This is a genomic window from Candidatus Sodalis sp. SoCistrobi, assembly GCF_900143145.1.
Classification (GTDB): domain Bacteria; phylum Pseudomonadota; class Gammaproteobacteria; order Enterobacterales; family Enterobacteriaceae; genus SoCistrobi.
In genome coordinates, this window is the sequence record NZ_FRDB01000079.1 from 1 (window position 1) to 11,958 (window position 11,958).

Below are 11,958 nucleotides of genomic sequence, written 5' to 3' on the forward strand. Positions count from 1 at the left end.
CGGCGACTCCTACGATAATGCGATGGCAGAGAGTATCAACGGGTTGTACAAAACGGAGGTTATCCACCGCGGGAGCTGGAAAAACCGGACGGAAGTGGAGTTGGCCACGCTGGACTGGGTGGACTGGTACAACAACAGAAGGCTGCTCGGGCGGCTGGGTTACATCCCTCCTACTGAAGCCGAAATGAACTATTACGCTTTGCAATTAGCATCAGAGGAAGCGGCGTAGTATTGCCAAAATTACTCTCTAATAAACTCGGGGTTATTCAGTCTGCTGGGCGCCGGCGGTGATCCCGACCGCCAGCATGCCGGCCAAAAAGCCGGGAAAGGCGATAAAACCATCCGCGTGGAACAGCCCGCCGAGGGCACTCAGCAGGCTGCTGCCGCCAAAGTAAAACAGGTAAATCACCAGCAGGTCGGGAATGCCGCGCAGTACCGTGGTATAGATATCGCCGGCGATACGTAGCGGCGCATTGCCGGCGATTTTGGCCCAGGCGACCAGCGCTCCGATGACCGCGCTGAGCACAAAGCCGCACAGTGAAAGCGCAATGGTCACCGCCATACCCGACAGCAGCATGGCGCCCCAGCCGTGTTCGCCGAAGCTGACCAATTGCCAAAAGTTGATCGTTTGCATATTGTTATCCGTTAAGCCCGCAGCGAGTGGCGCGCATCACTCATTGTCGGGGAACGGCGGTGTTACGCCTTCGGGAATCGGGTTGATGAACTCAACGCCGGCAAGCCTGGCGCGATGTTCCGCCTTCGCCTGCGCAATCAATTCAGGGTGCTGTAGCAAATCGACGGCGGTGCTGGCCATAATCTTGGCGGCATGGATCATCCCTTTATGGGCCACGGCGGCTTTGCCCTGGGCAACCAATTGCCACGAATGCCCCGGCGTGCCGATGGCGTAGGTGGCGCCATAAACCTGCACGGTCGGCACTACCCAGCTCACGCTGCCCACATCGGTCGAGCCGACCATGTCGCTATAGGGACGCCGCAGCGGCAACACGAAATCGCACAGCGGACGTTGATAATCCACCGCCAGGCCATAGCGATCATAAGCGCTTTTCAGATCGTCCTGAGAGAGGGTTTGCTTGAAACGCGCGGCATAAGCGCGGTCCGCGTCATCGAAAGGCGGCGGTCCCAGCAATTCGAGATGCGTCTGCATGCGCGCTTCCAGCGGACCGTTGCCGATAAGATTGGCATCGCCGCTCAGCACCTGACTGCTGACGGTGGTCTCGCTCATCAACGCCGCGCCGGCGGCGATGTTGTCGACCCGCTTAACCAACTGCTGCAGCGCCGGCAATTCGCGCGCGCGGATTAAATAGCGTACCGTTGCCCGCGCCTGCACGACATTAGGAGAATGGCCGCCGGTATCGGTAACCGCATAATGGATACGCGCCGAGCTGGGCATATGCTCGCGCAGGTAATTGACGCCGACGTTCATCAGTTCGACCGCATCCAGCGCGCTGCGGCCCAGGTGCGGGCTGGCGGACGCATGAGCGGCCCGGCCGCTAAAGTGGTAGTTAATTTCGTTGCAGGCCAGGGAGTTGGCCTCTATTACGCCGCTAAACGCGTTGGGGTGCCAGCTGATGGCGATGTCCACATCATCGAACACCCCCGCGCGTACCATAAAACCTTTGGCGGAGCCGCCCTCTTCCGCCGGACAGCCATAGAATCGCACCCGTCCCGGCAGCTGATGGGCGGCGAGAAAATCTTTCACCGCGCTGGCGGCCTGTAACGCCGCGCTGCCCAGCAGATTATGGCCACAACCGTGGCCGTTACCGCCCGCCTGCACCGGCCGGGGTTCCGCAACATCCGCCTCCTGGCTGAGACCCGGCCGGGCGTCATACTCACCGAGGATGGCGATGACCGGTCCACCCTGTCCGGCTTCACCGACCATGGCGGTCGGGATACCGGCGATGCCGCGCTCGATGCGAAACCCTTGTTGTTGGAGCATCGCCGCAATTTGCGCCGAAGATTGCACTTCATCGTAATTGAGCTCGGGCGTGGCCCAAATGCTGTCGCTTAAGGCGCAAAATGGCGCGCGGCTGGCCTCGACGCGTGACCAGACCTCTTCCAGCGTGTGGCTGTCCGGCTGTGAGGTTGTCGGGGTTGCTACCGGGGTGCTGGCGTCCACATTCATTACCTGGTGACCTCTAAAATAAATGAAGGGGAAATTAGTAGCAAGATACAGGCCAATACGACCACATTCAGCAAGCGCGCGCGGCGGGGGATGTGCGAGGGCAATGACCTGCTCCCGACGCTCATTGAACCAAATAAGTGCAACACGCAAGGTTATTTGCACCAACAATGTGCAGACGTTGACAGAGAATCATGCCCGGCGTCGAAGCCGTGACGCGCCGGCAATAGCGCAGAAGACGCGGGCAGAAAAGACGCATTACGGCAGCGGCGGAAAGCGCATTAACACGCTTAATGGCGTAATCACGGACAAAGAGCGCCATCATGCGGCGCAATGTTCCGCCATGGTGCATTGATGGCAGACGGGGCGGACACGATTTTATCCGCCCCTGATAGGAAGGCTATTTTTGCGGACGCAACGCCGGGAACAGGATCACGTCGCGGATGGTATGGCTATTGGTTAACAGCATCATCAGGCGATCGATACCGATACCCAACCCGGCGGTCGGCGGCAGGCCGTGCTCCAGCGCGGTGACATAGTCCTCGTCATAGAACATCGCTTCATCGTCACCGGCGTCTTTGGCCTGAGCCTGCTCGGCAAAGCGCGCCGCCTGATCTTCGGCATCGTTAAGCTCGGAGAAACCGTTTCCGATTTCGCGCCCGCCGATGAAGAATTCAAAACGATCGGTAAAGAAAGGATTGTCATCATTGCGGCGCGCCAGCGGCGAGACTTCCGCCGGGTAGGCGGTGATGAAAGTCGGCTGAATAAGATGGCTTTCCGCCGTCTCTTCAAAAATCTCGGTCTGCACCCGCCCCAGGCCCCAGCTTTTGTCAACCTTAATACCCAATGACTCGGCAATGGCGGTGGCCGAAGCCATATCGTCCAGCGCTTCCGGCCGGGTCTCCGGGCGATAATGGCAGATGGCTTCTTTCATGGTCATCTGGGTAAAGGGCTGGCCGAAATCGAAGGTTTGATCGCCATAGTGCACTACGCTGGTGCCGAGTACCCGCTGCGTCAGGGTGCGGAACAACGTTTCCACCAGCACAATCAGGTCACGGTAGTCCGCATAAGCCATATAGAGTTCCATCATGGTGAACTCGGGATTATGGCGCGGCGATAAGCCTTCATTGCGGAAATTGCGGTTTATTTCAAAGACCCGCTCAAAGCCGCCCACCACCAGCCGTTTCAAATACAGCTCCGGCGCGATACGCAGATACATATCGATATCCAACGCGTTATGATGGGTGATGAAGGGACGCGCCGCGGCGCCGCCGGGGATGGTTTGCATCATCGGCGTTTCCACTTCCATGAAATCGTTATCCATCATAAAACGGCGGATTTCCGCCATAATGCGCGAACGCACTTTGAAGGTTTGGCGTGATTCATCGTTGGCGATCAAATCAAGATAGCGCTGGCGATAGCGGGTTTCCTGATCGGCCAGGCCGTGGAACTTATCCGGCAGCGGACGCATCGCTTTGGTCAGCAGGCGAATTTCGCTACAGTGGACCGACAGCTCGCCGGTGCGGGTTTTGAATAATTTGCCGCGCGCGCCCAGAATGTCGCCGAGGTCCCATTTTTTGAACTGCTCGTTGTATTGCCCTTCCGGCAAATCGTCGCGGGCGACATAGAGCTGGATTTTCCCGCCCACGTCCTGCAGAGTGGCGAAGGAGGCTTTACCCATAATACGGCGGGTCATCATGCGGCCGGCAATGCTGACCTCAATGTTCAACGCTTCCAGTTCTTCATTGCTCTTCTCGCCGTAGCGGGCATGCAGCTGGTCGGACACGGCATCCCGGCGGAAATCGTTAGGAAACGCAATACCCTGCTGGCGCAACTGGCCGAGTTTCTCCCGCCGCGAACGCAGCTCGTTATTCATATCCAGCGCCTGAGGGGCACCGTCCTGTGAGTGTGATTCAGACATATGGGTTCCTCATAGCCCTGCTTTAAGACTGGCTTCAATAAATTTGTCCAGATCGCCATCCAGCACCGACTGGGTGTTGCGCGTTTCCACGCCGGTACGTAGATCCTTGATGCGGGAATCGTCCAGCACGTATGAGCGGATCTGGCTGCCCCAGCCAATATCAGACTTGGTATCTTCCAGCGCCTGCTTTTCCGCATTCTTTTTCTGCAGCTCGAATTCATACAGCTTGGCTTTCAGCTGTTTCATCGCCTGATCTTTGTTTTTATGCTGCGAACGGTCGTTCTGACACTGGGTGACGATATTGGTGGGCAAATGGGTAATACGCACCGCGGATTCAGTCCGGTTAACGTGCTGGCCGCCGGCGCCGGAGGCGCGATAAACATCGATGCGCAGATCCGCCGGGTTGATGTCGATATCGATATCGTCGTCCACTTCCGGGTAAACGAAGGCGGAGCTGAACGAGGTGTGGCGCCGGCCGCCGGAGTCAAACGGACTCTTGCGCACCAGGCGATGCACGCCGGTTTCGGTCCGCAGCCAGCCGTAGGCATAGTCGCCGATAACCTTGATGGTCACCGATTTGATGCCGGCAACTTCCCCTTCGGACTCTTCGATAATTTCGGTTTTAAAACCGCGCGATTCCGCCCAGCGCAAATACATTCTGAGCAGCATGCTGGCCCAGTCCTGCGCTTCGGTGCCGCCTGACCCGGCCTGGATATCGACGTAGCAGTCGGCGCTGTCGTATTCGCCGGAGAACATACGGCGGAATTCCAGCTGGGCCAGTTTGGCCTCAAGACCGTCCAGTTCAGCCTGGGTTTCGAGAAAGGTCTCTTCGTCGTCCTCTTCCACCGCCAGCTCCAACAGGCCGGCAACGTCTTCCAAACCCTGGGTAAGCTGGTCGATGGTTTCAACAATCGCTTCTAGCGACGAGCGCTCTTTTCCCAGCGCCTGCGCGCGTTCAGGCTCATTCCATACGTCGGGCTGTTCTAGCTCGGCGTTTACTTCTTCGAGACGTTCTTTCTTGAGATCGTAGTCAAAGATACCCCCTCAGAACGGCTGTCCTTTCCGACAGGTCCTGAATACGGTTTTTTACCGGATTAATTTCAAACATGGATTAATGTGCTCATTGACGAGAAGGAATGCGTGTTAACCCGCTATTGTAACGGATCCGCGCCGCGGAAGGTAGTCGCCGTCGCCATCGGATTGGCGACGGCGGCGGTGGGCTACAGCGGCCAGATATGCTGTATCAAAAGCTGCAGGGAGCGGTTACCGCGAAACTCGTTAACCTCCAGCCTGTAGGCCAACTCGACGGTATGCACGCTATTGTCCGGCCACAGCCGCGGGTCGATATTGAAAGCGATACCATCCAGCATGGGGCCTCCCGCCACGGGTTCGAGCAGCAGTTTCAGGTGTTTCTCTCCCACCAACCGCTGATTAAGCACGCGAAACCGCCCGTCAAACAGCGGATCCGGAAACCCCTGCCCCCAAGGACCGCCGTCACGCAGCAGCTCGGCGGTGGTCAGCGACAACTCCTGGCCGGCCAGCTCGCCGTCCGACCAGATCACCCCTTCGAGCATCGCGGGATCGAGCCACTCATCGACCAATGCGGCGAAACGCTGGCGAAAACGCTCGAACTGCGCCTGCTCCAGCGTCAGGCCGGCCGCCATGGCATGGCCGCCAAATTTCAGTATCATACCGGGATACAAGGTGTCCAGCCGCTCAAGCAGATCGCGCATGTGCAAACCGGCCACCGACCGTCCCGATCCTTTCAGTACGCCCTCACCCGCGGGCGCAAAGGCAATAACCGGCCGGTGAAAACGCTCTTTGAGCCGCGATGCCAGAATGCCCACCACCCCCTGATGCCATTGCTCATTGTAGATAGCCAGCCCAAAGGGCATCGTCTGCTCGTCGCGCGCCATTGACTGGCAAAGCGCCAGCGCTTCCGCTTCCATGCCCTGTTCGATTTCACGCCGGGTTTGATTGAGGACATCGAGCTCCGCCGCCAGCATGCGCGCCTGCGGCAGATCCTCGCTCAGCAACAGCGCGACCCCGACCGACATATCGTCCAATCGCCCGGCGGCGTTGAGCCGAGGTCCCAATGCGAAACCCAGATCGCTGGCGCACAGCCGGGTAATGTCGCGATTGGCCACCTCCGCCAGCGCGCGGATACCGGGACGGCAACGGCCAGCGCGAATGCGGCTTAGCCCCTGATGCACCAGGATACGGTTGTTGGCGTCCAGCGGCACCACGTCCGCCACGGTGCCCAACGCCACCAGGTCCAACAGTTCGGCCAGTTTGGGGGCCGCTATGCCCCGCTGTGTAAACCAGCCGCTGTCGTTGAGCCGCGCACGCAGCGCCAGCATCAGATAAAACGCCACCCCGACGCCCGCCAGGGATTTCGAGGCGAAGGTGCAGTCGCGTAAATTGGGATTAACGATGGCGTCGGCGGCCGGCAAGGTGTCGCCCGGGAGGTGATGATCGGTGATAAGCACCGGGATGCCTTTCTCATGCGCAAGAGTGACGCCGGCATGGGAAGAGATGCCATTATCCACGGTCAGGATAAGCTGCGCGCCGCGCGCCGCCGCCTGCTCCACCACCTCGGGGCTAAGGCCGTAGCCGTCCTCAAAGCGATTCGGCACCAGGAAATCTATCGTGTGTGCGCCCATTTGCCGCAGCGCCAGCACCGTAAGCGCGGTGCTGGTTGCGCCGTCCGCATCGAAATCGCCGACCACCATTATTCTGCGCTGATCCGCCAGAGCGCGCACCAGCAGGCTCACCGCCTGCTCGATGCCGGTCAGGGGATGATAAGCCAGCAACCCGCGCGCGCCCCGCTCCAGCTCACCGACGGCACCGACGCCACGTTGCACATACAATCGTTTCAGCAGCGGCGGGATATCCGCCTCGGCCAGCACAGCGCTATCGCCCAGCGGACGCCGACGCAATTCCGTTGTCATATTCACTGCCGTGTTAACCGCCCGTTGCCTGATCCGATCCTTGCTGATCCAGGATAGCGGCCAGCTCTTTCGGGCTTTGATAGCCCGGGATGAGGGTCCCGTTGTCCAGCAACATCGCCGGCGTACCCTGGATGCCATATTGCACGCCGAGCGTATAGTGTTTGCTGATATCAATGTCGCAGCTGGCGGCCGGAACGTTGCCGCCGTTCATCGCCCGGTTAAAGGCGTCTTTCGGGTTGGCGCTGCACCACACCGACGCCATGTCCTTCTCCGTCTGGGAATTCAGCCCCTGGCGCGGAAACGCCAGATAGCGGATAGTGATCCCCAGCGCGTTATACTCTTTGATTTGCTCGTGCAGCTTGTGGCAATAACCGCAGGTGATGTCGGTGAACACCGTCACCACGTGCTTTTCCTGCGGTGCTTTGAAGATAATCATCTCCTTTTGCAGGGCGTTGAGGCGCTTGCTGAGGAGCTGATTGGTGACGTTGACGGGATGGTTGCTACCCACATCATACAGCGGGCCTTGAATGACATGGCGTCCGTCGTCGGAGACATACAATACACCGCTTTCGGTCAAGACGGTTTTCAGCCCGGCGACCGGGGACGGCTGAATGTCGGCGCTATGAATGCCGAGGCGCGACAGAGAATGCTTGATGGCCGCGTCGTCAGCGTGGACGAGCGGGGAAAGGGCCAGCGCTATAAAGGATAGCAGTACCAGGCTTTTGTTCACATTGTAATCCTTATTTAAACACCCGGGTCGGGGTCGGCGCATACATACGCCTTGAATTCATTTCAATGCCACCGCTCAGGCGCGGGGATGATGCTGTTGGTGGATAAGCTTCAATCGTTCAGTGGCGACGTGGGTATAGATCTGCGTCGTTGAAAGATCGCTGTGTCCCAGCAGCAGTTGCACCACGCGTAAATCCGCCCCGTGATTCAGCAAATGGGTCGCAAAGGCGTGCCGCAAAACATGGGGGGAGAGCCGCTCGCTGTCAATGCCCGCCAGAATGGCATAATGTTTAATGCGATGCCAGAACGTCTGGCGGGTCATCTTGCGGCTGCGGTTGCTGGGAAACAGAATGTCCAGGCTTTGACCATGGGTCAGCGCTGGACGGCCATGTTCCAGATAATACTCAATCCAGTATACCGCCTCTTCCCCCAATGGCACCAGCCGCTCCTTATCACCTTTACCAATCACCCGCACCACGCCCTGCCGCAGGCTGACGTCCGACAGGGTCAACCCGACCAGTTCGGACACCCGCAAACCGGTGGCATAGAGCACTTCCAGCATCGCCTTATCGCGCAGTTCGACGGGATCGGCGATAGTGGGCGCCGCCAGTAAATCACCCACCTGGGCCTCGCTGAGATCTTTGGGCAGACGCTGCGGTAATTTGGGCGCCGAGATGCCGGCGCTGGGATCGTCGCCGCGGCGTTTTTCCCGGTACAGATACTGAAAAAAACGGCGCGTGGCGCTGAGCAGCCTGGCGGAGCTGGTGGCCTTGTAGCCGTGATCGAGACGATCGGCCAGAAAGGCCTGCAAATCCGCCGCGCTCGCGTTCAGACTGTCGCGCTGCTGGGATTGCAGCCAGGCCGCGAGCGCCTGCAGGTCGAGGCGATAGGAGGCCAGGGTGTTTTCCGCCAGGTTGCGTTCCAGCCACAGGGAATCAAGAAACTGCTCAATAATGACGTCATCCGGTCGTTCCATAACTGACTCCTGTACGGGGCGGCAGATGACATTATGCCTGACATACCGTCAAATCTGGTACACTTGACGCCATTAGGTTGTTTGCAAGAGTAACACGAGAGATGAAAGTCGGTTTATTTTATGGCTCCAGCACCTGCTACACCGAAATGGCCGCCGAGAAAATCCGCGATATTCTCGGGCCGGAGCTGGTCGATTTGCATAACGTAAAAGATGTCCCGGCGCAGCGCATGATGGAGTACAGCATCCTCATCCTCGGCATCCCCACCTGGGACTTTGGCGAAATTCAGGAAGATTGGGAAGCCCTGTGGTCAGAGCTCGGCACCCTTCAGTTGGACGGTAAAATCATCGCGCTCTACGGGATGGGAGATCAGTTGGGCTACGGCGAGTGGTTTCTGGATGCACTGGGCTATCTCCATGATGTGCTAAAACCGCAGGGCGCCCGATTTATCGGCTACTGGCCTACCGATGGCTACGAATTCACCAGTCAGAAGGCCGTCAACCCCGCCGGCGACCAGTTCGTCGGGCTGGCGCTCGACGAGGTCAATCAATATGATTTGAGCGAGCAGCGGCTGCAACAGTGGTGCGAGCAGATCCTGGGGGAAATGGCGGCGTTGCTGTAATTCGGCGCGGGCCTCTGAACTCCGCCGCAGGCACCCCCTACGCTAGGACCCGGTCTGGCGCGCCAACAGCTGGCGCAGGTGGCGAAATTCCCGGCCGTCCATGCTGTCTGCCGCCAGCCATAACCGCCGGCGCCGTTTGCCGCCCGCTTTGCGCAGGCTGAGCAGCACGCCACCCTTGAGCATCCAGGCTCTACGGGTGAAGATCCACTCCTCGCGATGCCATTGAATACTGTTGTCGCTCATCAACACCAGTTCGCCGCGGCACGACATAATGTTGCGCTGGCTGCGGATACATTCAAACACCACCACCAGGACCAGCGTCAACCATACCAGCCCGTAATTTTCCGGCCAGGGCGAGAGTAAAATCAGCATAATCAGGATCCCGTAAAACGCCAGCGAGCAAAGCTGAGTGCGCCAGGAGACCCGGATATCACATCGCCAAAGGGCCACGGGCTTTGTTTCGCGTCTGAATCAAAGTAATAATCCGCCGCAGCTCGCCGTCGTCCGGCCGGCCGTGGTTCATCAGCCAATTGAACAAATCGGGATCGTCGCACTCCAGCAGCCGAACGAAACGCTGCTTGTCCTGGTCATCCAGGGCGTCAAAATCGTGTTCAAAGAACGGCATGATGGCGATATCCAGCTCGCGCATGCCACGGCGGCAGGCCCAGTGGATCCGCGCTTTGTTGGTGATATCCATCTAAAAATTTCCCCTTATAACCGCTACGCTCGCGGCTAGTTTACCCCGTTTTACCCGGGGGCATGAGACAAAACGACACATTTCGCTACATTCTGCGCTATTTATTCCATACCGGGCACGTATCGCTAAACGCGCAGGCAAGATCCGCTTGCAAACCCCTCGCGGTCTTTTACCATTAGGCTATTGTCAGACTACTGATAGGACTGTCCCATGTCATCTCAAGTTCCTTTTCCTCCGCGTCTGCCGTCGCCCGCAAGCCATCTGCCGCTGACGCTCATTTCTCTGGAGGATTGGGCATTGGTCACGCTTAACGGCGCGGACACCGTAAAATACCTGCAGGGGCAGTTGACCTGCGATGTTGCCTCACTGGACGCCGATCGCTTCAGTTTCGCCGCCCATTGCGATGCCAAAGGCAAAATGTTCAGCCATCTGTGCGTATTTCATCACCACGAGGGGATGGCGTTTATCGAACGACGCAGCGTGCGCGATAGCCAGCTCGCCGAACTGAAAAAATACGCCGTGTTTTCCAAAACGACCATCGCCGCCGACGATGACGCGGTTTTGCTGGGCGTGGCGGGTTTCCAGGCGCAGGCGGCGCTGGGCGGACTCTTTACCAGCTTGCCCGATGCGGCTCAGCCGGTGGCGCACCATCAGGACACGACGCTGCTGTATTTCAGTCTGCCGGCGCCGCGCTATTTGTTGATAACCACGCCGGCCGTGCGCGACGCCTTGCAGCACAAGCTGGAAGGCCAGGCCCAGCTCAACGACAGCCAGCAATGGCTGGCGCTGGATATCGAGGCGGGCTATCCGGTTATCGACAGCGCCAACGGCACGCAGTTTATCCCGCAGGCGGCCAACGTGCAGGCGCTGGACGGCATCAGCTTTAACAAAGGCTGTTACGCGGGCCAGGAGATGGTGGCGCGCGCCAAGTATCGCGGCGCTAACAAACGCGCCCTATACTGGCTGGCGGGCAAAGCCAGCCATCCTCCCGCCGCCGGCGACGATTTGGAACTTAAGATGGGCGACAATTGGCGGCGGACCGGTACGGTGCTGGCGGCCTGTCAGTTGGAGGACGGCAGCGTCTGGGTGCAGGCGGTGTTAAATAACGACCTGGCGTCCGACAGCCTGCTGCGCGTGCGCGACGACAGCGCCGGTGCGTTGTCCGTGCAGCCGCTACCGTACGCTATCGGCGAGTAAGCGACGCGCACCAGTGTCAACGGGGCAGCGCCAACAGACCCCCGGTCGCCGCAGGCTGTCGCTTGAAAACCGCCCCCCGGCGATCCGGGCGCGGTGCCGGACCCGCTTTCCGTGCATGGGGCATAGCGACAAACCGCCGCGGTTTAGGTGACAAACAGATAAATCGCCAGAAAGTGGCAAACGGTTCCCCCCAAGACAAAGCCATGCCATATCGCATGGTTGAACGGTATTCGTTCCCAAACATAGAAAATCACCCCCAGCGAGTAAATCACGCCACCGGCGGCCAGCAGCGCGACGCCGCCGGCGGGCAGCCGTTGTACCAGCTGATAGATGACCACCAGCGACAGCCAGCCCATAGTCAGATAGGTAATAATGGAGATGACGCGAAAGCGATGCGCAAACGCCAGTTTGAACATAATGCCGACCGCCGCCATCAGCCAGATGACCACCATCAGCCATTTGGCCAGCGGCGAGGCCAGTCCTATCAGCAAAAACGGCGTATAGGTACCGGCGATGAGCAGATAAATCGCGCAATGGTCCACCTTCTTCAGCCAGCGTTTGGCCGGCGGATGGGGAATGGCATGATATAACGTCGACGCCAGATACCGTCTTGCTCATCATGATGCAAGAGCTATATTTTCATCGAAGGGTATTCCAGATTTTAAGACACCATAAGCTAATTGGAGTAATTTTCGCATTGCCGCGCAGATGCCTACTTTACCTCCTT

The 11,958-nt window shown here is 58.8% G+C and carries 12 protein-coding genes and 2 pseudogenes; 3 read left to right on the top strand and 11 right to left on the bottom strand.

What is annotated here, in order from left to right; genetic code table 11:
- A partial coding sequence (locus CINSTRO3249_RS07250) for an integrase core domain-containing protein (RefSeq protein WP_143146879.1) occupies positions 1-229 on the top strand: 229 nt, incomplete at its 5' end.
- 33 nt (positions 230-262) lie between these two features.
- Here CINSTRO3249_RS07250 and CINSTRO3249_RS07255 read toward each other — a convergent pair.
- From CINSTRO3249_RS07255 to xerD, 7 genes are all read right to left on the bottom strand, one after another.
- A complete protein-coding gene (locus tag CINSTRO3249_RS07255; protein ID WP_074012777.1) occupies positions 263-634 on the bottom strand; it encodes an ABC transporter permease subunit in 372 nt (123 codons plus the stop codon).
- Positions 635-670: 36 nt separating this feature from the next.
- Positions 671-2,137 carry a M20 family metallopeptidase gene (locus CINSTRO3249_RS07260; RefSeq protein ID WP_254304311.1) on the bottom strand — a complete coding sequence of 489 codons (1,467 nt, stop codon included), beginning with the start codon at positions 2,135-2,137 and terminating at the stop codon, positions 671-673.
- 403 nt (positions 2,138-2,540) lie between these two features.
- On the bottom strand, positions 2,541-4,061 hold the full coding sequence (gene lysS / locus CINSTRO3249_RS07265; protein ID WP_074012778.1) for a lysine--tRNA ligase: 1,521 nt from the start codon (positions 4,059-4,061) through the stop codon (positions 2,541-2,543).
- Between the two features lie 9 nt (positions 4,062-4,070).
- Positions 4,071-5,169 (bottom strand): peptide chain release factor 2 gene (gene prfB / locus CINSTRO3249_RS07270; protein ID WP_125933139.1). Its coding sequence is split into 2 segments (ribosomal slippage): positions 4,071-5,093 and positions 5,095-5,169, totalling 1,098 coding nucleotides; the frame shifts between segments, so codons are not numbered across the junction.
- A 112-nt stretch (positions 5,170-5,281) separates the two neighbouring features.
- Entirely contained in the window at positions 5,282-7,012 is a 1,731-nt protein-coding gene (gene recJ, locus CINSTRO3249_RS07275; RefSeq protein WP_125933140.1) for a single-stranded-DNA-specific exonuclease RecJ, read from the bottom strand.
- A gap of 13 nt (positions 7,013-7,025) precedes the next feature.
- Entirely contained in the window at positions 7,026-7,742 is a 717-nt protein-coding gene (gene dsbC / locus CINSTRO3249_RS07280) for a bifunctional protein-disulfide isomerase/oxidoreductase DsbC (protein WP_074012780.1), read from the bottom strand.
- Positions 7,743-7,817: 75 nt separating this feature from the next.
- Positions 7,818-8,717: a site-specific tyrosine recombinase XerD gene (gene xerD / locus CINSTRO3249_RS07285; RefSeq protein ID WP_074012781.1), complete on the bottom strand. Its 900-nt coding sequence runs from the start codon at positions 8,715-8,717 to the stop codon at positions 7,818-7,820.
- Between the two features lie 101 nt (positions 8,718-8,818).
- On the opposite strand from xerD, the gene fldB reads away from it, so the two are divergent.
- Positions 8,819-9,337: a flavodoxin FldB gene (gene fldB, locus CINSTRO3249_RS07290; RefSeq protein ID WP_074012782.1), complete on the top strand. Its 519-nt coding sequence runs from the start codon at positions 8,819-8,821 to the stop codon at positions 9,335-9,337.
- A gap of 42 nt (positions 9,338-9,379) precedes the next feature.
- Here fldB and CINSTRO3249_RS07295 read toward each other — a convergent pair whose 3' ends face one another.
- Entirely contained in the window at positions 9,380-9,787 is a 408-nt protein-coding gene (locus CINSTRO3249_RS07295) for a protein YgfX (protein ID WP_074012783.1), read from the bottom strand.
- Positions 9,768-10,034, bottom strand: a complete 267-nt coding sequence (sdhE, locus tag CINSTRO3249_RS07300) for an FAD assembly factor SdhE (RefSeq protein WP_074012784.1) — start codon at positions 10,032-10,034, stop codon at positions 9,768-9,770. The genes CINSTRO3249_RS07295 and sdhE overlap by 20 nt, the downstream gene beginning before the upstream one ends.
- 210 nt (positions 10,035-10,244) lie before the next feature.
- On the opposite strand from sdhE, the gene ygfZ reads away from it, so the two are divergent.
- Positions 10,245-11,231: a tRNA-modifying protein YgfZ gene (gene ygfZ, locus CINSTRO3249_RS07305; RefSeq protein ID WP_074012785.1), complete on the top strand. Its 987-nt coding sequence runs from the start codon at positions 10,245-10,247 to the stop codon at positions 11,229-11,231.
- Between the two features lie 143 nt (positions 11,232-11,374).
- Here ygfZ and CINSTRO3249_RS07310 read toward each other — a convergent pair.
- Together CINSTRO3249_RS07310 and CINSTRO3249_RS16500 are read right to left on the bottom strand one after the other, a co-directional pair.
- Positions 11,375-11,836: pseudogene (locus CINSTRO3249_RS07310) on the bottom strand (hemolysin III family protein); the annotation flags it as partial.
- A 12-nt stretch (positions 11,837-11,848) separates the two neighbouring features.
- Positions 11,849-11,958 (bottom strand): annotated as a pseudogene (locus CINSTRO3249_RS16500) (IS110 family transposase); the annotation flags it as partial.

Excerpts from the sequence above, each read along its gene's own strand:
- CINSTRO3249_RS07255 (WP_074012777.1), bottom strand. The coding sequence starts at position 634 with ATGCAAACGATCAACTTTTGGCAATTGGTCAGCTTCGGCGAACACGGC.
- recJ (WP_125933140.1), bottom strand. The coding sequence starts at position 7,012 with ATGACAACGGAATTGCGTCGGCGTCCGCTGGGCGATAGCGCTGTGCTG.
- sdhE (WP_074012784.1), bottom strand. The coding sequence starts at position 10,034 with ATGGATATCACCAACAAAGCGCGGATCCACTGGGCCTGCCGCCGTGGC.
- fldB (WP_074012782.1), top strand. The coding sequence starts at position 8,819 with ATGAAAGTCGGTTTATTTTATGGCTCCAGCACCTGCTACACCGAAATG.
- lysS (WP_074012778.1), bottom strand. The coding sequence starts at position 4,061 with ATGTCTGAATCACACTCACAGGACGGTGCCCCTCAGGCGCTGGATATG.
- ygfZ (WP_074012785.1), top strand. The coding sequence starts at position 10,245 with ATGTCATCTCAAGTTCCTTTTCCTCCGCGTCTGCCGTCGCCCGCAAGC.
- xerD (WP_074012781.1), bottom strand. The coding sequence starts at position 8,717 with ATGGAACGACCGGATGACGTCATTATTGAGCAGTTTCTTGATTCCCTG.